At 52.8% G+C, this 23,366-nt stretch carries 21 protein-coding genes; 19 read left to right on the top strand and 2 right to left on the bottom strand.

Annotated elements, in window-relative coordinates:
* The first annotated feature begins 330 nt into the window (after nucleotides 1-330).
* Nucleotides 331-1,827 (top strand): ATPase RavA, encoded by a 1,497-nt coding sequence (gene ravA / locus ABVM99_RS22370; RefSeq protein WP_000940975.1) that lies wholly within the window; start codon nucleotides 331-333, stop codon nucleotides 1,825-1,827.
* Complete coding sequence (viaA, locus tag ABVM99_RS22365) at nucleotides 1,821-3,272, top strand: ATPase RavA stimulator ViaA (protein ID WP_000956588.1); 1,452 nt, start codon at nucleotides 1,821-1,823, stop codon at nucleotides 3,270-3,272. Before ravA ends, viaA begins: the two co-directional genes overlap by 7 nt.
* 4 nt (nucleotides 3,273-3,276) lie before the next feature.
* Here viaA and asnA read toward each other — a convergent pair whose 3' ends face one another.
* Nucleotides 3,277-4,269: an aspartate--ammonia ligase gene (gene asnA / locus ABVM99_RS22360; protein WP_000845118.1), complete on the bottom strand. Its 993-nt coding sequence runs from the start codon at nucleotides 4,267-4,269 to the stop codon at nucleotides 3,277-3,279.
* A 150-nt stretch (nucleotides 4,270-4,419) separates the two neighbouring features.
* On the opposite strand from asnA, the gene asnC reads away from it, so the two are divergent.
* The 16 genes from asnC to glmS all read left to right on the top strand — a co-directional run bounded on the left by asnC (nucleotide 4,420) and on the right by glmS (nucleotide 20,542).
* Nucleotides 4,420-4,878, top strand: a complete 459-nt coding sequence (asnC, locus tag ABVM99_RS22355; RefSeq protein WP_000433016.1) for a transcriptional regulator AsnC — start codon at nucleotides 4,420-4,422, stop codon at nucleotides 4,876-4,878.
* 89 nt (nucleotides 4,879-4,967) lie between these two features.
* The gene (gene mioC, locus ABVM99_RS22350; RefSeq protein ID WP_001518982.1) at nucleotides 4,968-5,411 is read left to right on the top strand and encodes an FMN-binding protein MioC; all 444 of its coding nucleotides are present in this window, start codon (nucleotides 4,968-4,970) and stop codon (nucleotides 5,409-5,411) included.
* A 378-nt stretch (nucleotides 5,412-5,789) separates the two neighbouring features.
* Nucleotides 5,790-7,679: a tRNA uridine-5-carboxymethylaminomethyl(34) synthesis enzyme MnmG gene (gene mnmG / locus ABVM99_RS22345; protein WP_000499872.1), complete on the top strand. Its 1,890-nt coding sequence runs from the start codon at nucleotides 5,790-5,792 to the stop codon at nucleotides 7,677-7,679.
* 102 nt (nucleotides 7,680-7,781) lie between these two features.
* Complete coding sequence (gene rsmG / locus ABVM99_RS22340; protein WP_001519938.1) at nucleotides 7,782-8,405, top strand: 16S rRNA (guanine(527)-N(7))-methyltransferase RsmG; 624 nt, start codon at nucleotides 7,782-7,784, stop codon at nucleotides 8,403-8,405.
* Nucleotides 8,406-9,020: 615 nt separating this feature from the next.
* Nucleotides 9,021-9,401 carry a F0F1 ATP synthase subunit I gene (atpI, locus tag ABVM99_RS22335; protein WP_000116685.1) on the top strand — a complete coding sequence of 127 codons (381 nt, stop codon included), beginning with the start codon at nucleotides 9,021-9,023 and terminating at the stop codon, nucleotides 9,399-9,401.
* A gap of 8 nt (nucleotides 9,402-9,409) precedes the next feature.
* A complete protein-coding gene (atpB, locus tag ABVM99_RS22330) occupies nucleotides 9,410-10,225 on the top strand; it encodes a F0F1 ATP synthase subunit A (RefSeq protein ID WP_000135632.1) in 816 nt (271 codons plus the stop codon).
* 46 nt (nucleotides 10,226-10,271) lie between these two features.
* Complete coding sequence (atpE, locus tag ABVM99_RS22325; protein ID WP_000429386.1) at nucleotides 10,272-10,511, top strand: F0F1 ATP synthase subunit C; 240 nt, start codon at nucleotides 10,272-10,274, stop codon at nucleotides 10,509-10,511.
* 59 nt (nucleotides 10,512-10,570) lie between these two features.
* A complete protein-coding gene (gene atpF, locus ABVM99_RS22320; RefSeq protein ID WP_001052212.1) occupies nucleotides 10,571-11,041 on the top strand; it encodes a F0F1 ATP synthase subunit B in 471 nt (156 codons plus the stop codon).
* Nucleotides 11,042-11,055: 14 nt separating this feature from the next.
* Nucleotides 11,056-11,589, top strand: a complete 534-nt coding sequence (atpH, locus tag ABVM99_RS22315; protein WP_001288957.1) for a F0F1 ATP synthase subunit delta — start codon at nucleotides 11,056-11,058, stop codon at nucleotides 11,587-11,589.
* A 12-nt stretch (nucleotides 11,590-11,601) separates the two neighbouring features.
* Nucleotides 11,602-13,143, top strand: coding sequence for a F0F1 ATP synthase subunit alpha (gene atpA / locus ABVM99_RS22310; protein ID WP_001176751.1), 1,542 nt, complete (start codon nucleotides 11,602-11,604; stop codon nucleotides 13,141-13,143).
* A 50-nt stretch (nucleotides 13,144-13,193) separates the two neighbouring features.
* Entirely contained in the window at nucleotides 13,194-14,057 is an 864-nt protein-coding gene (gene atpG / locus ABVM99_RS22305; protein WP_000896506.1) for a F0F1 ATP synthase subunit gamma, read from the top strand.
* Nucleotides 14,058-14,083: 26 nt separating this feature from the next.
* Complete coding sequence (gene atpD, locus ABVM99_RS22300; protein ID WP_000190499.1) at nucleotides 14,084-15,466, top strand: F0F1 ATP synthase subunit beta; 1,383 nt, start codon at nucleotides 14,084-14,086, stop codon at nucleotides 15,464-15,466.
* Nucleotides 15,467-15,486: 20 nt separating this feature from the next.
* On the top strand, nucleotides 15,487-15,906 hold the full coding sequence (locus tag ABVM99_RS22295; RefSeq protein ID WP_001251971.1) for a F0F1 ATP synthase subunit epsilon: 420 nt from the start codon (nucleotides 15,487-15,489) through the stop codon (nucleotides 15,904-15,906).
* 229 nt (nucleotides 15,907-16,135) lie between these two features.
* Nucleotides 16,136-16,834 (top strand): Bax inhibitor-1 family protein, encoded by a 699-nt coding sequence (locus ABVM99_RS22290; protein WP_000009908.1) that lies wholly within the window; start codon nucleotides 16,136-16,138, stop codon nucleotides 16,832-16,834.
* A 319-nt stretch (nucleotides 16,835-17,153) separates the two neighbouring features.
* Nucleotides 17,154-18,524 carry a bifunctional UDP-N-acetylglucosamine diphosphorylase/glucosamine-1-phosphate N-acetyltransferase GlmU gene (glmU, locus tag ABVM99_RS22285; protein WP_001525665.1) on the top strand — a complete coding sequence of 457 codons (1,371 nt, stop codon included), beginning with the start codon at nucleotides 17,154-17,156 and terminating at the stop codon, nucleotides 18,522-18,524.
* A gap of 188 nt (nucleotides 18,525-18,712) precedes the next feature.
* Nucleotides 18,713-20,542, top strand: a complete 1,830-nt coding sequence (gene glmS / locus ABVM99_RS22280; RefSeq protein WP_000334059.1) for a glutamine--fructose-6-phosphate transaminase (isomerizing) — start codon at nucleotides 18,713-18,715, stop codon at nucleotides 20,540-20,542.
* A gap of 149 nt (nucleotides 20,543-20,691) precedes the next feature.
* Here glmS and ABVM99_RS22275 read toward each other — a convergent pair whose 3' ends face one another.
* The gene (locus tag ABVM99_RS22275) at nucleotides 20,692-22,449 is read right to left on the bottom strand and encodes an SgrR family transcriptional regulator (protein ID WP_023194486.1); all 1,758 of its coding nucleotides are present in this window, start codon (nucleotides 22,447-22,449) and stop codon (nucleotides 20,692-20,694) included.
* Between the two features lie 94 nt (nucleotides 22,450-22,543).
* Here ABVM99_RS22275 and ABVM99_RS22270 point away from each other — a divergent pair, with 94 nt between their 5' ends.
* Nucleotides 22,544-23,362: a shikimate 5-dehydrogenase gene (locus ABVM99_RS22270; RefSeq protein WP_000166709.1), complete on the top strand. Its 819-nt coding sequence runs from the start codon at nucleotides 22,544-22,546 to the stop codon at nucleotides 23,360-23,362.
* Nucleotides 23,363-23,366: the final 4 nt, after the last annotated feature.

The raw sequence follows: 23,366 nt of genomic DNA, 5'->3' as shown, positions 1-23,366 counted from the left end.
ATACACGTCACCCTTCACACTACCTCCTTGTCGGCTGCATTCGCTTACCCCAGTCACACGTTTAAGTCAGTGCCAGGGGATTCACTCCTTTGCCGCCTTGATGTAGTTTGAATGAATGAGTGTATAGATATGAAATGTGTGCTTAGTCCCTTGGCCCACAAAAAAGCGCACAGTATGCACGATTAATCATAAAATCGTACCCCTAAATGAAGCCAGATTAACCTGGCTCAAAGAAAAATAAACAGCGCGTCAGACGATTACAGCCCCGGTGGTGAAACGTCTATACTCGCAATTAGCATGATCCATTTGTCGAAAGGACGCCTCTTTATTATGGCTCACCCACATTTATTAGCGGAAAGAATTTCCCGTCTGAGCAGCGCCCTTGAGAAGGGGCTGTATGAACGTAGTCACGCCATACGCCTTTGCCTACTGGCGGCGTTAAGCGGTGAGAGCGTCTTTTTGTTGGGCCCGCCCGGTATCGCCAAGAGTCTGATTGCCCGCCGCCTGAAGTTTGCTTTCCAGCGCGCCCGTGCTTTTGAATATCTGATGACACGCTTTTCCACGCCGGAAGAGGTGTTTGGCCCGCTCTCTATTCAGGCGCTGAAAGATGAAGGTCGCTATGAACGCTTAACGACCGGCTATCTTCCCGAAGCCGAAATCGTTTTTCTGGATGAAATCTGGAAAGCCGGGCCCGCTATCCTGAACACATTGCTGACCGCCATTAACGAACGCCATTTCCGCAACGGCGCATTTGAGGAAAAAATTCCGATGCGGCTGCTGGTGGCGGCCTCCAACGAACTGCCCGAAGCGGACAGCAGCCTGGAAGCCTTGTACGACCGAATGTTGATTCGCCTGTGGCTGGATAAAGTTCAGGATAAAGCCAATTTCCGCTCCATGCTGATTAGTCAGCAGGATGAGAGTGATAACCCGGTCCCCGCCTCGTTACAGGTTAGCGACGAAGAATATCAACAGTGGCAAAAAGATATCGGCGCGATTTCACTGCCTGATCCGGTCTTTGAGCTGATATTTACTCTGCGCCAACAGCTGGATAATTTGCCGAATGCGCCTTATGTCTCCGACCGTCGCTGGAAGAAAGCCATCCGCCTGTTACAGGCCAGCGCCTTCTTTAGCGGACGCGACGCGGTTGCGCCGATTGACCTTATCCTGCTAAAAGATTGCTTGTGGTATGACGCGCAGAGTCTGAATCTCATGCAACAGCAACTGGAAATATTGATGACCGGACACGCCTGGCAGCAGCAGGCCATGCTGACTCGCCTCGGCGGTATTGTCCAGCGCCGCCTCCAGTTGCAGCAACAGCAAAGCGATAAAACCGCCTTCACCGTCATTAAAGAAGGCGGTATGTTCAGCCGCCGCCCGCATTACACTTTACCGCCGGAAGCCAGTGCGTCAACGTTGACGTTATTGCTACAAAAACCGCTAAAACTGCATGATATGGAAGTGATCCATATTACCTTTGACCGCAGCGCGCTGGAACTTTGGCTGACCAAAGGCGGCGAGATCCGCGGCAAACTGAACGGGATCGGCTTTGCCCAAACGCTGAATATGGAAGTCGATAACGCTCAACATCTGGTGGTGCGCGACATCAGTCTACAAGGTACCCGTCTGGCGTTACCGGGAGCGGCTGAAGACAGTATGCCTGCGGAGATCAAACAGCAGCTGGAAACGTTAGAAAACGACTGGCGCCAGCAGCATACCCGCTTCAGCGAGCAGCAACATTGCCTGTTTATTCACAGCGACTGGTTAGGGCGCATTGAGGCCAGCCTGCAGGATGTAGGAGAACAGATCCGCCAGGCGCAACAATGCTGACGCTGGATACGCTAAATACCATGCTGGCCGTCAGCGAAGAGGGAATGGTCGAAGAGATGATCCTCGCGCTACTGGCTTCCCCACAACTGGTCATTTTCTTTGAAAAGTTTCCGCGTTTAAAAAACGCCGTGACCGCCGATCTCCCGCGCTGGCGGGAAGCGCTACGCAGCCGTCTTAAAGACGCACGCGTTCCGCCGGAACTCACGGAAGAGGTCATGTGTTATCAGCAAAGCCAACTTCTCTCTACACCACAGTTCATCGTGCAACTGCCGCAAATACTGGCGTTGCTTCATCGCCTGCATTCACCGTATGCCGCGCAGGCGAAGCAGTTGACGGAGAGCAACAGTACCTTTACCCCTGCGCTACACACGCTTTTTTTGCAACGCTGGCGGTTAAGTCTGGTCGTGCAGGCCACCACGTTAAACCAGCAACTACTGGAAGAAGAGCGCGAGCAGTTGCTGAGTGACGTTCAGGAACGGATGACGCTGAGCGGGCAACTGGAACCGACGCTGGCGGAAAATGATAATGCCGCAGGCCGCCTGTGGGATATGAGCGCGGGCCAGCTTAAACGTGGTGATTATCAACTGATCGTAAAATACGGCGAATTTCTCGCCGCCCAGCCGGAGCTAATGCAACTGGCGGAACAACTGGGACGTTCGCGGGAAGCCAAATCGGTACCGAAAAAAGACGCGCCGATGGAAACCTTTCGTACACTGGTACGCGAACCCGCTACGGTGCCGGAGCAGGTTGACGGTATTCAGCAAGGCGATGATATTCTGCGCCTGTTGCCGCCAGAGCTGGCGACGCTCGGCATCACCGAGCTGGAATATGAATTTTACCGCCGGTTAGTGGAAAAACAGCTCCTCACCTATCGCCTGCATGGCGAAGCGTGGCGTGAGAAAGTGACCGAACGGCCGGTAGTACACCAGGATGTCGACGAGCAGCCGCGCGGACCGTTTATTGTCTGCGTCGATACTTCAGGCTCGATGGGAGGATTTAACGAGCAGTGCGCAAAAGCGTTCTGCCTGGCGTTGATGCGCGTTGCGCTGGCGGATAACCGCCGCTGCTTTATTATGCTGTTTTCCACTGACGTTGTGCGTTATGAACTCTCCGGCCCGGAAGGTATTGAGCAGGCCATCCGCTTTTTAAGTCAACGTTTTCGCGGCGGCACGGATATCGCCAGCTGTTTTCGCGCCATTATTGAAAGAATGCAGGGACGGGAATGGTTTGATGCCGATGCGGTGGTCATTTCGGATTTTATCGCCCAGCGCTTGCCGGATGACGTGGTGAGCAAAGTGGGAGAGTTGCAGCGTCTTCACCAGCATCGATTCCACGCGGTGGCGATGTCGGCGCACGGCAAACCCGGCATCATGCGCATTTTCGATCATATCTGGCGCTTTGATACCGGGATGCGAAGCCGCCTGCTGAGACGCTGGCGGCGCTAACGGCTTATAAAATAGCAGGAATGCTTTCGCGAACCTGCGCGGGCCATACGCCGCACTGCACCTGACCAATATGCGGCAATTGCAGCAGCAACATCGTCAGACGCGACTGCCCAATCCCGCCGCCGATGGTCTGCGGCATTTCGCCGCGCAGCAGCGCCTGATGCCACTCCAGTTGCAGGCGATCTTCATCACCGGTCAACGCCAGCTGGCGCATCAGCGTATCGGCATCTACACGGATACCCATAGAGGAAAGCTCAAACGCATCTTCCAGCACCGGGTTCCACACCAGGATATCGCCGTTCAGACCGGCGTAGCCCAGCTCAGATGCGGAGCTCCAGTCATCATAATCCGGCGCGCGTACATCATGGCGGTGGCCATCGCTCAGTTTACCGCCGATCCCCACCAGGAAAACGGCGCCAAGTTCTTTGGCGATCGCGCGTTCGCGCCCTTTCGCATCCAGATCCGGGAAACGCGCCAGCAGTTCCTGACTGTGAACAAAATGGATCTGATCCGGCAGGAACGGCGCCAGACCAAACTGTTTATGCACTTCCGCTTCCGTCGCCTTAATACCTGCCCATATAGCCTCTACTGTGCTTTTCAGGGTGGAAAATTGGCGCTCGCCATCGCCCATGACACGCTCCCAGTCCCACTGATCCACATAGACCGAGTGGAGCGGAGAGAGTCGGTCTTCATCGGGGCGAAGGGCTTTCATGTGCGTGTACAGCCCTTCGCCCGCGCTGAAGTCATGTTGCCCCAGGGTTTGACGTTTCCACTTCGCCAGTGAATGCACCACTTCGAACTGGGCGTCAGGCAATGCTTTCACTTTTACCTGCACCGCTTTTTCACAGCCGGACAAATTATCCTGCGTACCATCCCCTACGCGACTCAGGATCGGCGCCTGGACCTCAATCAGACCCAGACGCTCCTCAAGCTGGCGAGAGAAATGTGATTTCACGAAGCTAATTTGACGTTGTTTGGCAATGTAAGCGGTTTTCATTTTTTTACTCCTGCGTCCTGTTGCCTATGATTAAGCAACAAAACGAGAGCACTATTCAATAATCAACAGATAAAAAGCTAACTTCGATTTTGATTCGTTAAAAATAATGGCTAAAATAGAGATAATCATTAATCTGCATAAGAAAAAGCGATGGAAAATTATCAGATCGACAATCTGGACCGCGGCATACTTGACGCCTTAATGGAAAATGCCCGCACCGCCTACGCCGAACTGGCCAAACAATTTGGCGTTAGCCCTGGAACCATTCACGTTCGCGTCGAGAAAATGAAGCAGGCCGGGATTATTACTGGCGCACGGATTGACGTCAGCCCCAAACAGCTGGGCTACGATGTGGGCTGCTTTATTGGCATCATTCTCAAAAGCGCCAAAGACTATCCCTCCGCACTGGCCCGGCTGGAAAGCCTGGATGAAGTGACGGAAGCGTATTACACCACCGGTCACTACAGCATCTTTATAAAAGTGATGTGCAAATCAATCGACGCGCTTCAGCACGTACTTATCAACAAGATCCAAACAATTGATGAAATTCAGTCCACTGAGACACTGATCGTCTTGCAGAACCCGATCATGCGCACCATCAAGCCATGATCGGCTTTTTTAATCCCACATTTTTCCACAGGTAGATCCCAGCTCGTTCACAGAGTACAATGCAGCCTCTTTACCTGAGCGAGCGATCAATGGCAGACATTACTCTTATCAGCGGCAGCACCCTGGGCGGCGCCGAATACGTCGCGGAACATCTGGCGGAAAAGCTGGAAGCTGCCGGTTTTTCAACCGAAACGGTGCACGGTCCGTTATTAGAGGATCTGTCAACTTCCGGGATCTGGCTGATAATCAGCTCAACGCACGGTGCCGGAGACATTCCGGACAACCTGACCCCTTTCTATGAAGACCTTCAGACGCAGAAACCCGATCTTTCCGCGGTACGTTTCGGCGCAATTGGCATTGGTAGTCGAGAATACGACACGTTTTGCGGCGCGATTGAGAAAATAGAAGCGGAACTGAAAGACGCTGGCGCAAAACAGGTTGGGGAAACACTGAAGATCAACATCCTTGAACATGAGATTCCGGAAGATCCAGCGGAGATTTGGCTCGGATCCTGGATTAATTTACTCAAATAAGTGTAAAGATCGTGCGATCCATTGTGGATAAATCTGGTGGAAAGCTTGGATCAACCGGTAGTTATCCAAAGAATAACCGTTGTTCACTTTTTGAGTTGTGTATAAGCACCCGTTTTGATCCCAGCTTATACGGACCACGATCACCGATCATTCACAGCTAGTGATCCTTTCCAACGCATTGATCTTTATTACAGGATCCGGGTTATCCACAGCCTGGCGCGATCCTAATAAGAGATCACAATAGAACAGATCTCTAAATAAAAAGATCTTCTTTTTAATAGCCCGGATCCCGGGGCTTTCTCCATCGGCTAAAGTTGAGTAGAATCCACCGCCCGGGCTTCAATCCATTTTCACACCGCGTTATGCGAGGCAATTACCATGTTTTATCAGGATCCTTTTGACGTCATTATTATTGGCGGGGGTCATGCAGGCACTGAGGCCGCGATGGCCGCAGCGCGTATGGGTCAACAGACTCTGCTTTTGACACACAATATTGACACGTTGGGACAGATGAGCTGCAACCCGGCGATCGGCGGTATTGGAAAGGGACATCTGGTAAAAGAGGTGGATGCGCTCGGCGGTCTGATGGCGAAAGCGATCGATCAGGCAGGTATTCAGTTTAGGATACTAAACGCCAGCAAAGGTCCGGCCGTTCGCGCTACCCGGGCTCAGGCGGATCGAGTCTTATACCGCCAGGCGGTGCGTACCGCGCTGGAGAATCAGCCGAATCTGATGATCTTCCAGCAAGCGGTTGAAGATCTGATTGTCGAAAACGATCGCGTTGTCGGCGCCGTGACCCAAATGGGGCTCAAATTCCGCGCGAAAGCGGTGGTGCTGACCGTCGGAACCTTCCTCGACGGCAAAATTCATATTGGTCTGGATAACTACAGCGGCGGTCGTGCTGGCGATCCGCCATCCATCCCGCTGTCTCGCCGTCTGCGTGAGCTTCCGCTACGCGTCAGTCGCCTGAAAACCGGCACACCGCCGCGTATTGATGCGCGTACTATCGATTTCAGCGTGTTGGCTCAACAGCATGGCGATAACCCGATGCCGGTTTTCTCGTTTATGGGGAATGCTTCTCAGCATCCGCAACAGGTGCCGTGTTACATCACGCATACCAATGAGAAAACCCATGACGTGATTCGTAATAACCTCGATCGTAGCCCAATGTACGCTGGCGTGATCGAAGGGATCGGCCCACGCTACTGTCCTTCGATCGAAGACAAGGTGATGCGTTTTGCCGATCGTAACCAGCATCAGATCTTCCTTGAGCCGGAAGGACTGACCTCTAACGAGATTTACCCTAACGGTATCTCCACCAGCCTGCCGTTTGACGTGCAGATGCAGATTGTCCGTTCCATGCAGGGCATGGAGAACGCGAAGATCGTTCGCCCTGGTTACGCGATTGAGTATGATTTCTTCGACCCGCGCGATCTGAAACCGACTCTGGAAAGTAAATTTATTCACGGCCTGTTCTTTGCTGGTCAAATCAACGGTACTACCGGCTATGAAGAGGCTGCGGCGCAGGGCTTGCTCGCTGGTCTGAATGCCGCGCGTCTTTCCGCCGACAAAGAGGGCTGGGCGCCTGCGCGTTCTCAGGCTTATCTCGGCGTGCTGGTGGACGATCTCTGTACGCTGGGCACCAAAGAGCCGTATCGCATGTTTACCTCCCGCGCCGAATATCGCCTGATGCTGCGTGAGGACAACGCCGATCTGCGTCTGACCGAAATGGGCCGCGAGCTGGGTCTGGTGGATGATGAACGCTGGGCGCGCTTCAACGAGAAGCTGGAAAATATCGAACGAGAACGTCAGCGGCTGAAATCGACATGGGTAACGCCGTCTGCGGAATCCGCCGATGAAGTGAATGCGCATTTGACCACGCCTCTCTCCCGTGAGGCCAGCGGCGAAGATCTGTTGCGTCGTCCGGAAATGACCTACGCGCAGCTCACTTCGCTTGCCGCATTCGCGCCTGCGCTTGAAGATGAGCAAGCCGCTGAGCAGGTGGAAATCCAGGTCAAATACGAAGGCTATATCGCTCGCCAGCAGGATGAGATTGAAAAACAACTACGTAACGAGAATACGTTGCTACCTGCCACGCTGGATTATCGTCAGGTTTCCGGTCTGTCGAACGAAGTTATCGCCAAGCTGAACGATCATAAACCGGCGTCTATCGGCCAGGCATCGCGTATCTCCGGCGTTACGCCAGCGGCAATCTCCATTCTGCTGGTATGGCTGAAAAAACAAGGTATGCTGCGTCGTAGCGCTTGATAACACTAATTTGGCGGGGGCGCTTCGCTTGCCCGCCCTACAAATTTGTAGGCCCGATAAGCGAAAGCGCATCGGGCATTTGATTATTAACAGGTAATGACCGTGCTCAACAAACTCTCTCGTCTGCTGGCTGATGCCGGTATTTCTCTTACCGATCACCAGAAAACGCTGCTGGTCGCCTACGTTGATATGCTGCACAAATGGAACAAAGCATACAACCTGACGTCAGTGCGGGATCCCAACGAAATGTTGGTACGCCATATTCTCGACAGCATAGTCGTTGCGCCGTATCTTCAGGGACAGCGTTTTATCGACGTAGGAACAGGACCGGGGCTGCCGGGCATCCCACTGGCTATTGTTCTCCCTGACGCGCATTTCACCTTACTCGACAGCCTGGGCAAGCGGGTACGTTTTCTGCGTCAGGTCCAGCACGAACTGAAACTGGAAAACATCACGCCGGTTCAAAGCCGCGTTGAAGCCTATCCCTCCGAACCACCGTTTGATGGCGTTATCAGCCGCGCTTTCGCATCGTTGAATGATATGGTGAGCTGGTGTCACCATCTGCCGGGAGAGAAAGGGCGTTTTTATGCCTTAAAAGGGCAATTGCCAGGGGATGAAATTGCCTCACTACCTGACAATTTTAGCGTCGAATCTGTTGAAAAATTACGCGTTCCGCAACTGGAAGGCGAGCGGCATCTGGTGATTATTAAGTCAAACAAAGTTTAATTTTTATCAAAAAAAATAGAAAAAAAACGACGCGGCTTGTGTTAAAAATCGACAGGTATAACGCATTTCAGCGTTGTTACATTTAACTCTGGATTTACGGTTTCGTTTCAACATGACAACGTCGCTTCTTTTGTTAAAACAGAGAGTAATCAACTTTGTAAATATCAGTCTGCTAAAAATCGAATCGAAAAATCACTTTTGCTTGTTAAATTTTTATTATAAATGTCAATGGGGCGTTTTTAAGGTGTAAGCTGGTATTTTTAAAACAGTACCTGGTTTTACGCTTAAATATCAAAAAGATGAAAAGGCATGAATTGACACGTAAATGAATTGCGTAAGCATGAATATGTTTAATGTGTGATCTGGTGCACGCTTTATCGCCAGTGTTTTCGCGCTATTTGCAGTTTTGTACGATCGTTCACACTTTGGCTAAAAGTTAAAAATGCGGGCCAGAGAAAAATATTTAAACATTTATTCACCTTTTGGCTACTTATTGTTTGAAATCACGGGGGCGCACCGTATAATTTGACCGCTTTTTGATGCTTGACTCTAAGTCTTAAAGAACGTTTTATACGACACGCGGCATACCTCGAAGTGAGCAGGAGTAAAAACGTGATGTCTGTGTCGCTCGTGAGTCGAAACGTTGCTCGTAAGCTTCTGTTCATTCAGTTTCTGGCGGTAATAGCAAGTGGATTGCTGTTTTGCCTCAAAGACCCCTTCTGGGGCATCTCCGCAGTATGTGGGGGATTGGCAGTGGCACTGCCTAATATGTTGTTTATGATATTTGCCTGGCGTCACCAGGCGCATACACCTGCTAAGGGCCGCGTGTCCTGGACTTTCGCCTTCGGTGAAGCCTTCAAGGTGTTAGCGATGCTGGTTTTACTGGTGGTGGCGTTGGCGGTTTTAAAGGCGGTGTTTTTGCCGCTGATCGTTACGTGGGTTTTGGTGCTGGTGGTTCAGATACTGGCGCCGGCTGTAATTAACAACAAAGGGTAAAAGGCATCATGGCTTCAGAAAATATGACGCCGCAGGAATACATAGGACACCATCTGAATAACCTTCAGCTGGACCTGCGTACTTTCTCGCTGGTGGATCCGCAGAACCCCCCAGCCACCTTCTGGACGCTCAATATTGACTCCATGTTCTTCTCGGTGGTGCTGGGTCTGTTGTTTCTGGTGATGTTCCGTAGCGTTGCTAAAAAAGCGACCAGCGGCGTGCCAGGCAAGTTTCAGACCGCGATTGAGCTGATAGTCGGCTTTGTGCATGGCAGCGTCAAAGACATGTACCATGGCAAAAGCAAGCTGATTGCGCCGCTGGCCCTGACGATTTTCGTCTGGGTATTCCTTATGAACCTGATGGACTTACTGCCTATCGACCTGCTGCCGTATATCGCTGAGCATTGGCTGGGTCTGCCGGCAACGCGCGTGGTGCCGTCTGCTGACGTCAACATCACCCTGTCGATGGCGCTGGGCGTATTCATCCTTATTCTGTTCTACAGCATCAAAATGAAAGGCATCGGCGGCTTCGCTAAAGAGTTGACGCTGCAGCCGTTCAATCACTGGGCGTTCATTCCTGTCAACTTAATCCTTGAAGGGGTAAGTCTGCTGTCCAAACCGGTTTCTCTCGGTCTGCGACTGTTCGGCAACATGTATGCCGGTGAGCTGATTTTCATTCTGATTGCTGGTCTGTTGCCGTGGTGGTCACAGTGGATTCTGAATGTGCCGTGGGCCATTTTCCACATCCTGATTATTACGCTGCAAGCCTTCATTTTCATGGTTCTGACGATTGTCTATCTGTCGATGGCGTCCGAAGAGCATTAATTTACCAACACTACTACGTTTTAACTGAAACAAACTGGAGACTGTCATGGAAAACCTGAATATGGATCTGCTGTACATGGCTGCCGCTGTGATGATGGGTCTGGCGGCAATCGGTGCTGCGATCGGTATCGGCATCCTCGGGGGTAAATTCCTGGAAGGCGCGGCGCGTCAACCTGATCTGATTCCTCTGCTGCGTACTCAGTTCTTTATCGTTATGGGTCTGGTGGATGCTATCCCGATGATCGCTGTAGGTCTGGGTCTGTACGTGATGTTCGCTGTCGCGTAGTAAGCGTTGCTTGAATTAAGAGCAATATCAGAAGGTTAACTAGATAGAGGCATTGTGCTGTGAATCTTAACGCAACAATCCTCGGCCAGGCCATCGCGTTTATTCTCTTTGTCTGGTTTTGCATGAAGTACGTATGGCCGCCGTTAATGGCAGCCATCGAGAAACGTCAGAAAGAAATTGCTGACGGTCTCGCTTCTGCTGAACGAGCACATAAGGATCTTGACCTTGCAAAGGCCAGCGCGACCGACCAGCTGAAAAAAGCGAAAGCGGAAGCTCAGGTAATCATTGAGCAGGCAAACAAACGCCGCGCTCAGATCCTGGACGAAGCCAAAACTGAAGCAGAGCAGGAACGTACTAAAATCGTGGCGCAGGCGCAGGCGGAAATTGAAGCCGAGCGTAAACGCGCCCGTGAAGAGCTGCGTAAGCAAGTTGCTATCCTGGCTGTTGCTGGCGCCGAGAAGATCATCGAACGTTCCGTGGATGAAGCTGCTAACAGCGACATCGTGGATAAACTTGTCGCTGAACTGTAAGGAGGGAGGGGCTGATGTCTGAATTTGTTACGGTAGCTCGCCCCTACGCCAAAGCAGCTTTTGACTTTGCCGTTGAACACCAAAGTGTAGAGCGCTGGCAGGATATGCTGGCGTTTGCCGCCGAGGTAACCAAGAACGAACAAATGGCAGAGCTTCTCTCTGGCGCGCTGGCGCCGGAAACGCTCGCTGAGTCGTTTATCGCAGTCTGCGGTGAGCAGTTAGACGAAAACGGTCAGAACCTGATTCGGGTGATGGCTGAAAATAATCGTCTGAACGCGCTCCCGGATGTTCTGGAGCAGTTTATTCATCTGCGTGCCGCCAGTGAAGCTACCTCCGAGGTAGAAGTTACGTCGGCAACCGCATTGAGTGAAGAGCAGCTTTCGAAAATCAGCGCCGCGATGGAAAAACGTCTGTCACGCAAAGTGAAGCTGAATTGCAAAATCGATAAGTCTGTAATGGCAGGCGTTATCATCCGGGCGGGTGATATGGTCATTGATGGCAGCGTACGCGGCCGTCTTGAGCGCCTTGCAGACGTCTTGCAGTCTTAAGGGGACTGGAGCATGCAACTGAATTCCACCGAAATCAGCGAACTGATCAAGCAGCGCATTGCTCAGTTCAATGTGGTGAGCGAAGCTCACAACGAAGGTACTATTGTTTCTGTCAGTGACGGTGTTATCCGCATTCACGGCCTGGCCGATTGTATGCAGGGTGAAATGATCTCCCTGCCGGGTAACCGTTACGCTATCGCACTGAACCTGGAGCGCGACTCCGTGGGTGCGGTAGTCATGGGTCCATACGCTGACCTTGCCGAAGGCATGAAGGTTAAATGTACGGGCCGTATCCTGGAAGTTCCGGTTGGCCGCGGCCTGCTGGGACGTGTGGTAAACACCCTGGGTGCGCCAATCGACGGTAAAGGTCCGGTTGATAATGACGGCTTCTCTGCCGTTGAAGCGATTGCGCCGGGCGTTATCGATCGTCAGTCTGTCGATCAGCCGGTGCAGACCGGCTATAAAGCCGTTGACTCCATGATCCCAATCGGTCGTGGTCAGCGTGAACTGATCATCGGTGACCGTCAGACCGGTAAAACCGCGCTGGCTATCGACGCCATCATCAACCAGCGCGACTCCGGCATCAAATGTATCTATGTCGCTATCGGCCAGAAAGCGTCCACCATCTCTAACGTGGTGCGTAAACTGGAAGAACACGGCGCGCTGGCTAACACCATTGTTGTGGTGGCTACCGCGTCCGAATCCGCTGCGCTGCAGTATCTGGCGCCGTATGCCGGTTGTGCAATGGGCGAATACTTCCGCGACCGCGGCGAAGATGCGCTGATCATTTACGATGACCTGTCTAAACAGGCTGTTGCTTATCGTCAGATCTCCCTGCTGCTCCGTCGTCCGCCAGGACGTGAAGCATTCCCGGGCGACGTATTCTACCTCCACTCTCGTCTGCTGGAGCGTGCTGCGCGTGTTAACGCCGACTACGTCGAAGCCTTCACCAAAGGTGAAGTGAAAGGGAAAACCGGTTCACTGACCGCGCTGCCGATTATCGAAACGCAGGCAGGTGACGTTTCCGCGTTCGTTCCGACCAACGTAATTTCCATTACCGATGGTCAGATCTTCCTGGAATCTAACCTGTTTAACGCCGGTATTCGTCCTGCGGTTAACCCGGGTATCTCGGTATCCCGTGTAGGTGGCGCAGCCCAGACCAAGATCATGAAAAAACTGTCCGGTGGTATTCGTACCGCGCTGGCGCAGTATCGTGAACTGGCGGCGTTCTCTCAGTTTGCATCCGACCTTGACGATGCCACCCGTAAACAGCTTGACCACGGTCAGAAAGTGACCGAACTGCTGAAACAGAAACAGTATGCGCCGATGTCCGTCGCGCAGCAGTCTCTGGTTCTGTTCGCAGCAGAACGTGGTTATCTGGCGGATGTCGAACTGGCGAAAATCGGTAGCTTCGAAGCCGCACTGCTGGCTTACGTCGACCGTGATCACGCTCCGCTGATGCAAGAGATCAACCAGTCCGGTGGCTATAACGACGAAATCGAAGGCAAGCTGAAAGGCATCCTCGATTCCTTCAAAGCAACCCAGTCCTGGTAACGTCTGGCGGCTTGCCTTAGGGCAGGCCGTAAGGCATTGAGGAGAAGCTCATGGCCGGCGCAAAAGAGATACGTAGTAAGATCGCAAGCGTCCAGAACACGCAAAAGATCACTAAAGCGATGGAGATGGTCGCCGCTTCCAAAATGCGTAAATCGCAGGATCGCATGGCGGCCAGCCGTCCTTATGCAGAGACCATGCGCAAAGTGATTGGTCACCTTGCGAACGGTAATCTGGAATATAAGCACCCCTACCTGGAAGAGCGCGACGTTAAACGCGTGGGCTACCTGGTAGTGTCGACCGACCGTGGTTTGTGCGGTGGCTTGAACATTAACCTGTTCAAAAAGCTGCTGGCGGATATGAAGGCATGGTCCGATAAAGGCGTTCAGTGCGAACTCGCAATGATCGGCTCTAAGGGCGTGTCATTCTTTAATTCCGTAGGCGGCAACGTTGTCGCTCAGGTGACAGGTATGGGGGATAACCCTTCTCTGTCCGAACTGATCGGTCCGGTTAAAGTGATGTTGCAGGCCTACGACGAAGGCCGTCTGGACAAGCTTTACATTGTCAGCAACAAATTTATTAACACCATGTCTCAGGTGCCGACGATCACTCAACTGCTGCCGCTGCCGGCGTCAGAAGATGATGATCTGAAGCGTAAAGCCTGGGATTACCTGTATGAACCAGACCCGAAAGCGCTGCTGGATACTCTCCTGCGTCGTTATGTGGAGTCTCAGGTTTATCAGGGCGTGGTAGAAAACCTGGCCAGCGAGCAGGCCGCACGAATGGTGGCGATGAAAGCCGCAACCGATAATGGCGGCAGCCTGATTAAAGAGCTGCAGTTGGTATACAACAAAGCTCGTCAGGCCAGCATTACTCAGGAACTCACCGAGATCGTCTCGGGGGCCGCCGCGGTTTAACCAGGTTATTTCGTAGAGGATTTAAGATGGCTACTGGAAAGATTGTCCAGGTAATCGGCGCCGTGGTCGACGTCGAGTTCCCTCAGGATGCCGTACCACGCGTGTACGATGCCCTTGAGGTGCAGAATGGTAATGAGAAGCTGGTGCTGGAAGTTCAGCAGCAGCTTGGCGGCGGTATCGTGCGTACCATCGCGATGGGGTCTTCTGACGGTCTGCGTCGCGGTCTGGATGTAAAAGATCTCGAACACCCGATCGAAGTCCCGGTAGGTAAAGCCACGCTGGGTCGTATCATGAACGTCCTGGGCGAACCGGTCGACATGAAAGGCGAGATCGGCGAAGAAGAGCGTTGGGCGATTCACCGCGCAGCACCTTCCTACGAAGAGTTGTCAAACTCTCAGGAACTGCTGGAAACCGGTATCAAAGTTATCGACCTGATGTGTCCGTTCGCGAAGGGCGGTAAAGTCGGTCTGTTCGGTGGTGCGGGTGTAGGTAAAACCGTAAACATGATGGAGCTTATCCGTAACATCGCGATCGAGCACTCCGGTTACTCTGTGTTTGCGGGCGTAGGTGAACGTACTCGTGAGGGTAACGACTTCTACCACGAAATGACCGACTCCAACGTTATCGATAAAGTATCCCTGGTGTATGGCCAGATGAACGAGCCGCCGGGAAACCGTCTGCGCGTTGCATTGACCGGTCTGACCATGGCGGAGAAATTCCGTGACGAAGGTCGTGACGTACTGCTGTTCGTCGATAACATCTATCGTTACACCCTGGCCGGTACGGAAGTATCCGCACTGCTGGGCCGTATGCCTTCCGCGGTAGGTTATCAGCCGACTCTGGCGGAAGAGATGGGCGTTCTGCAGGAACGTATCACCTCCACCAAAACCGGTTCTATCACCTCCGTACAGGCGGTATACGTACCGGCGGATGACTTGACTGACCCGTCTCCAGCCACCACCTTTGCGCACTTAGATGCAACCGTGGTACTGAGCCGTCAGATCGCATCCCTGGGTATCTACCCGGCCGTTGACCCGCTGGACTCCACCAGCCGTCAGCTGGATCCGCTGGTTGTTGGTCAGGAACACTACGACACCGCGCGTGGCGTTCAGTCCATCCTGCAGCGTTATCAGGAACTGAAAGACATCATCGCCATCCTCGGTATGGATGAACTGTCTGAAGAAGATAAACTGGTGGTAGCACGCGCGCGTAAAATTCAGCGCTTCCTGTCCCAGCCGTTCTTCGTGGCGGAAGTATTTACCGGTTCTCCGGGCAAATACGTTTCCCTGAAAGACACCATCCGTGGCTTTAAAGGCATCATGGAAGGCGAATACGATCACCTGCCGGAGCAGGCGTTCTACATGGTCGGTTCCATCGACGAAGCCGTGGAAAAAGCCAAAAAACTTTAACGCCTTAATCGGAGGGTGATATGGCAATGACTTACCACCTGGATGTCGTCAGCGCGGAGCAACAAATGTTCTCCGGTCTGGTCGAGAAAATCCAGGTTACGGGTAGCGAAGGCGAACTGGGGATTTACCCGGGGCACGCGCCGCTGCTCACCGCCATTAAGCCTGGTATGATTCGCATCGTTAAGCAGCACGGTCATGAAGAGTTTATCTATCTGTCCGGCGGCATTCTGGAAGTGCAGCCTGGCAGCGTGACCGTTCTGGCGGATACCGCGATTCGCGGTCAGGATCTCGACGAAGCGCGAGCCCTGGAAGCGAAGCGTAAAGCCGAAGAGCACATTAAGAGCTCGCACGGTGACGTGGATTACGCTCAGGCGTCTGCGGAACTGGCCAAAGCGATCGCTAAACTGCGCGTTATCGAGTTGACCAAAAAAGCGATGTAACACCGGCTTGAAAGCATAAAACCAGTCTGATTGCGGACTGGTTTTTTTTTATCCTCTCAATTTTTATTCGATAAACTAGCAACGACAAAAACAAGCGGCTGAAGGCGACGCGTTTTCAGCGACAGCGCTGTTTTCATTAAATCTTTCTTTCTGTCATTGGCATCTGCACATTGTGCGAAGAAGGAAGGAATGGATGCGTTTTTATTGCATAAAATGAGGGATTATTACTATGTCATTTCAGCCATCCTTTGCGGGTCCACAACCCGACTCAAGGATTGATCGTACTACCTTTATTCGTCGCGCTTATCTTCATCTCGCCGTCGCCATCGTCGGTTTTATCGTATTGAGCGCGGCGTGGAGTTTTATAGGGGTCGGGGAGTATGCGCTTGATGTGCTGCTGGCTGGTGGAAGATATAGCTGGTTGGTTGTTCTCGGCGCTTTTATGCTGGTGGGAATGCTGGCAACCCGTCTGGCGGATAATGCGGGGACTAATCAAACGCAACTTATCGGGCTGGGGATTTATGTGTTGGCAGAATCCCTGATTTTTGCCCCCCTGTTAACGGTGGCGGCGTATATTAACCCGTCGAGTATTGGCGCGGCGGCAATAACGACCCTGTTGCTGGTCGGCGGCCTGACGTTTACCGCTTTTTCCATAAAAAAAGACTTTTCTTTTCTGCGCTCGTTTCTGACTATGGCTGGGTTCATTGCTTTTGGCGCGATTATTGCCAGCGTCATCTGCGGCTTCTCGCTGGGCGTCTGGTTTTCTGCGCTAATGGTACTGCTGTGCGCCGGGTTTATACTTTACGATACTTCTAACATTATTCACCATTACCCTACCGATCGCCCTGCTGGCGCGGCATTACATCTGTTTGCTTCTATCGCGACCATGTTCTGGTATATTTTGCGGATTTTTATGTCGCGTAATTAAGTAAAAAATACGCGCAACGGAAAACCAGCGGCCTCTGTCGCTGGTTTTTGCTTTTCTGACTCCCCTGCGCTTTATTACGTTATCTTCTTTATTTATGGAGTAAAAAAACAGCAAAAACATCGGACTACGTTGCCAATACGCGGGTGTTTTTACTTTTCAGGAGACAAGAGGCGCGGTAATGAACGAAAATGATTCATTAGCAGGCGGGGTTTTTATCCCGGTGAGCGTTTTATCCTTCTTCCATTTTACGATGAAAAAAATGTAGTATTTTCAACGTGAAACAGTATAAATTCGTTCTCAAATTACAGTCAGGACGCGTATGTTAAATAGTGCTATGAGCGTAGTGATCCTTGCCGCAGGTAAAGGCACGCGCATGTATTCCGATATTCCTAAAGTGCTGCACACGCTGGCGGGTAAACCCATGGTGCAGCATGTCATTGATGCAGCTACTAAATTAGGGGCCGCACAGGTTCATCTGGTCTATGGCCACGGTGGCGAGTTGTTAAAACAGACCCTGAAAGATGACAAGCTGAACTGGGTGCTTCAGGCGGAACAGTTGGGTACAGGTCACGCAATGCAGCAGGCCGCGCCCTTCTTTAGCGACGATGAAGATATTTTAATGCTTTACGGCGACGTGCCGCTGATTTCGGTTGAAACCTTACAGCGCCTGCGCGATGCCAAACCGCAGGGTGGTATTGGGTTATTAACCGTGAAGCTGGACGATCCGAGCGGCTATGGCCGTATTACGCGTGTAAACGGTAAAGTGACCGGCATCGTTGAACATAAAGACGCCACTGATGAACAGCGTCAGATTCAGGAAATTAACACCGGTATTCTGATCGCCAACGGCGCGGACCTGAAACGCTGGCTGTCTAAGCTGACTAACAATAATGCGCAGGGTGAATATTACATCACAGATATCATCGCGCTGGCTTATCAGGAAGGACGGGAAATCGCCGCGGTGCATCCGGCTCGCATCAGCGAAACGGACGGCGTGAATAACCGTCTACAGCTTTCTCGTCTGGAGCGTATTTACCAGGCCGAACAGGCGGAGAAACTGCTGTTATCCGGTGTTATGTTGCGCGATCCGGCACGTTTTGATCTCCGCGGCACCCTTCATTGTGGAATGGATGTCGAAATTGACGCTAACGTTATCATCGAAGGTTATGTAACGCTCGGTCACCGCGTGAAGATCGGCGCGGGCTGCATTATTAAAAACAGCGTTATTGGCGATGACTGCGAAATTAGCCCATACAGCGTGGTGGAAGATGCGCATCTGGAAGCGGCCTGCACCATCGGCCCGTTTGCTCGCCTGCGTCCCGGCGCGGAGCTGTTAGCGGGCGCTCACGTCGGCAATTTCGTTGAAATGAAAAAAGCGCGTCTCGGTAAAGGTTCTAAAGCCGGCCATCTGACCTACCTGGGAGATGCGGAAATTGGCGACAACGTGAATATCGGCGCGGGGACCATCACCTGTAACTATGATGGCGCGAACAAATTCAAAACGGTTATTGGCGACGATGTGTTTGTCGGCTCCGATACCCAACTGGTGGCGCCGGTTACTGTTGGTAAAGGGGCCACCATCGCCGCAGGGACTACCGTCACCCGTAACGTAGCTGACAATGAACTGGTATTAAGCCGCGTGCCGCAGGTGCATAAGCAAGGCTGGCAGCGTCCGGTGAAGAAAAAGTGATTTTGTAAGCCGGATAAGCGTCAGCGCCATCCGGCAGACCGGAGATGAGAGGATAAAATAATCCTCCGCTCCATGAGCAGTACTTATAAAAATAACCCCACTCTCTACAAGGCTCGGGGCGCCCGCAACGACGGGCATACAGGTCAGCGACAACGCATGGCGTAATGCCATAATCAGGAAATAAAACTATGTGTGGAATTGTTGGCGCTATCGCGCAGCGTGATGTAGCTGAAATCCTTCTCGAAGGTTTACGTCGTCTGGAATACCGCGGATATGACTCTGCCGGTCTGGCCGTGGTGGATGCAGAAGGTCATATGACCCGCCTGCGTCGCCTCGGTAAAGTCCAGATGCTGGCTCAGGCAGCGGAAGAACATCCTCTGCATGGCGGCACTGGTATTGCTCACACTCGCTGGGCGACGCACGGTGAACCTTCAGAAGCTAACGCGCATCCGCATGTTTCTGAACACATTGTGGTGGTGCATAACGGCATCATCGAAAACCATGAACCGCTGCGTGAAGCGTTAAAAGCGCGTGGCTATACCTTCGTTTCTGAAACCGACACCGAAGTGATTGCACACCTGGTAAACTGGGAACTGAAACAGGGCGGTACTCTGCGTGAGGCTGTTCTGCGTGCTATCCCGCAACTGCGTGGTGCGTACGGTACAGTGATCATGGATACCCGTCACCCGGATACCCTACTGGCGGCACGTTCTGGTAGCCCGCTGGTGATTGGCCTGGGTATGGGCGAAAACTTTATCGCTTCTGACCAACTGGCGCTGTTGCCAGTGACTCGTCGCTTTATCTTCCTTGAAGAGGGCGATATCGCTGAAATCACTCGCCGTTCGGTAAATATCTTCGATAACACCGGCGCGGAAGTAAAACGTCAGGATATCGAATCCAATCTGCAATATGACGCGGGCGATAAAGGTATTTACCGCCACTACATGCAGAAAGAGATCTACGAACAGCCGAACGCGATCAAAAACACCCTTACCGGGCGTATCAGCCACGGTCAGGTGGATTTAAGCGAGCTGGGACCGAACGCCGATGAACTGCTGTCGAAGGTTGAGCATATTCAGATCCTCGCCTGCGGTACGTCTTACAACTCCGGTATGGTTTCCCGTTACTGGTTTGAATCGCTGGCAGGTATTCCGTGCGACGTTGAAATCGCCTCTGAATTCCGCTATCGCAAATCTGCCGTGCGCCGTAACAGCCTGATGATCACCCTGTCACAGTCTGGCGAAACGGCAGATACCCTGGCTGGCCTGCGTCTGTCGAAAGAGCTGGGATATTTGGGCTCTCTGGCAATTTGTAACGTGCCGGGATCTTCGCTGGTGCGTGAATCCGATCTGGCGCTGATGACCAACGCGGGTACGGAAATTGGCGTAGCATCTACCAAAGCCTTCACCACCCAGTTAACCGTGCTGTTGATGCTGGTGGCGAAACTGGCGCGTCTGAAAGGTCTGGATGCGTCCATTGAGCATGATATCGTTCATGGCCTACAGGCGCTGCCGAGCCGTATTGAGCAGATGCTGTCGCAGGACAAACGTATCGAAGCCCTGGCGGAAGATTTCTCTGACAAACACCATGCGCTGTTCCTGGGGCGTGGCGATCAATATCCGATTGCGCTCGAAGGCGCGCTGAAGCTGAAAGAGATCTCTTACATTCACGCGGAAGCCTATGCTGCAGGCGAGCTGAAACACGGGCCGTTGGCGCTGATTGACGCCGATATGCCGGTGATTGTGGTGGCGCCGAACAACGAACTGCTGGAGAAACTGAAATCCAACATCGAAGAAGTTCGCGCGCGTGGCGGTCAGTTGTACGTCTTCGCCGACCAGGATGCGGGTTTCGTCAGCAGCGACAACATGCACATCATTGAGATGCCGCATGTAGAAGAAGTGATCGCGCCTATCTTCTACACCGTTCCGCTGCAACTGCTGGCGTATCACGTGGCGCTGATTAAAGGCACCGACGTTGACCAGCCGCGTAACCTGGCGAAATCGGTTACCGTAGAGTAAGTCAAATGTAGTACCAGGCAGAAGGCCGTCGATAGACGGCCTTTTTTTGTGCACCGTGACAGGCGCTGTTCTTTCTCTATGGTGGCTGAAGAGCGACTAAGAGGTGCTACGCCGGCCTGCGCTACGGGCACCCGGTCACATTCTCTTCTTTAAGGCCCTGGCTCAATCCAGGTGGATCGGAAATCAAACCACCCCAGGTTATTCAGGTGGATCCCCCTGGCCCGGTCGGGGCCTTTGAGTCGCATCCAGTGGTGAAAAAGCGGTTGTAGCCAGCCTGAACGGGTGGTTTCCCTGACCAGTTGTTCCGCGCTGATTGTTTCGGCATGCCACTGGGTTTCCCATTGGGCCAGCAGCGCATCATCCCCACCGCTGATGGCGTGGCGCAGTAAAGGGGAGCCCAGCAGCCATGTACCGACGTTCCACTCTTCGGGAATGGGGAAATTAACTGTCCCCAGCCAGAGATCCACATTGGCCTTGCCGCTTGCCCAGTCATCATAATTCAGTGCAACGCCCTCAAGTAAAATGCCCTGCTGGCGCATGATCTCTTGCATGATATCCAGGAGCATTGGAAATTCAGGGTGCTGATCGTGATAGGCCAGACGCAGTTTTGCGTAGGGCGACGACGAGATAAAAGGTGAACAGGCCGGGCCCGCCTCAATAGTATGAAACCAGGAGGACAGCAGGCTGCCGCCCGGTACCCAGAAGGGGCGAATTGCCTCACTCAGATGCTGGAGTATGGCGTAAGGGCTGAGTGTTTCCCGCAGCCAGCGGCGATGTTCGGCGATATGCCAGTGCGGGGAGCGGCTGTCGCATAATAAAAAATAGCCTCCACGCTCAAGAAACATCTCGCGCAGGCTGTCAGAAGGTTTGCCTGATACCTGGCTAAGCCGTCCGGAAACGTAATCCTCATCGCTCAGGCTGGAGCTGAGCCAGGCTGCCGTGTCGTTATCCGACAGCGATTCCGCCAGATTGTCTGTCTCCGTTAAATTCGGCCAGATAAAGACCTCCACTTCATCCAGCAGCCCGCGCAGACCGAAATAGTGGTCAAAGGCCTTCATTTGCAGATGAAAGCCATTGTTTTCCACCACCTCATAAGGGCCAGTTCCCACAGGATGTGCCGGGAAATCAGCGCGTTGTGTATGGTCAGGCGGTAGGATCATGGCATCAATATGGCTGAGCAGCAGCGGCAGTCGGTTATCCGGGTGCGCCAGCGTAATTTCAAGGCTCAGCGGCCCGGTGGCCTGAATGGTCTGCAAGTGCGAGAACAACGGCAGCTTAGCGCTGCGGGTCAGTGAAGCGATAACCGCGTCGATCGTCAGCTCCTGACCATCATGCCAGAGGACGGCGGGGCGCAGATAAAAACGCCAGCGCAGTGGATCAATCTGCCGCCAGTGGTGGGCAAGATCGGCTTCGACTTCACCTTTTTCCTCATTTATGCGCGTCAGGCCGCTAAAAATCTGCCTGACCAGATGCTGTTCAGAGCGGCGCAACGGCGTGCCGGGGCACAGCGACGGCATTGTCCGGTAATAGGGGATGCACAGCCGCTGATAGTCTGCCCGCACGCTATAGCCCAGTTTTGAGCGCAGCAGTTGCGCCACCTGGTGCTTATTTTTACCCAGCAGCTGAATGGCCTGATCAACATGACCAGACTCCAGCAACTGCTCCGCCTTTTCGCTTAACAGCTGTTCTGGTTTATAGCGCAGGTGAAGCCGGGCGCGATGCCCACGCCCGGCCTGTGATTGCCAGATGAGCCACTTTGCCTCCTGCATCTGAAGCAACAGATTACGCATATGCCGCCGGGTGCAGAACAACACATCCGCCAGCTCCTGTAGCGTCACGCTAACAGGCTTGTCGCCATAGTGCTGGAGTAGCTTTAAGTATTTTTGTTCAGTGTGCCGGGTTGCCATAAAAGGTGAAATTTCCCTAACGGGAATGAGCAATTTTTAATATCCCCTTTTTAGCCGATGATTTTCTCTATCGCAACTTCTATGAGGATTCATCATGACAAAGCGCATTAATAAAGATACTCAGGTCTGCATGTCCCTGGCGGCACGCCCGAGTAACTTCGGTACACGCTTTCACAACTATCTGTACGAAGCGCTGGATCTCAATTATCTCTACAAAGCCTTTTCGCCGACCGATCTTACGCAGGCCATTAGCGGCGTGCGCGGTCTGGGGATCCGTGGGTGCGCGATCTCTATGCCATTTAAGGAAGCCTGCATTCCGCTGGTGGATGAACTGGATGCTTCCGCTCAGGCCATTCACTCAGTTAATACCATTGTGAATACCAATGGCCATCTGAAGGCGTACAACACCGATTACATTGCAATAGCTCGCTTGCTGGCGAATTACAAGGTCTCTCCCGACCTGGTGTTTGCTTTGCGTGGCAGCGGTGGTATGGCAAAGGCGGTGGCTTGCGCGCTGAAGGATGCGGGGTTTACCCGTGGTTATATTGTCGCGATTGATGAAGCGTCAGGTAAACAACTGGCCGAACTCTATGGCTATGAATGGCGCCCGGATACCGACGGTATTGAAGCCGATTTGTTAATTAACGCCACGCCTATCGGAATGGCTGGCGGTAATGATGCCGACAAACTCTCTTATTCCGAACAGGAAGTGGATAAGGCGAGCGTTATCTTTGATGTGGTGGCGCTACCGCCCGTCACGCCGCTAATCCGCTACGCCCGTGAACGCGGTAAAACCGTGATTACCGGTTCCGAAGTGTTTGCTATTCAGGCCGTGGAACAATTTGTCCTTTATACCGGGATTCGCCCGGACGACGCGCTGTTCCAGAAAGCCGCGGCCTGGTCACGTCTGTAACATT

Origin of the sequence: Salmonella sp. SJTUF15591, assembly GCF_043356435.1 — a bacterium.
Classification (GTDB): domain Bacteria; phylum Pseudomonadota; class Gammaproteobacteria; order Enterobacterales; family Enterobacteriaceae; genus Salmonella; species Salmonella enterica.
The sequence above is the reverse complement of the archived record's forward strand: the minus strand, read 5'-3'. Positions and strand labels throughout refer to the sequence as shown.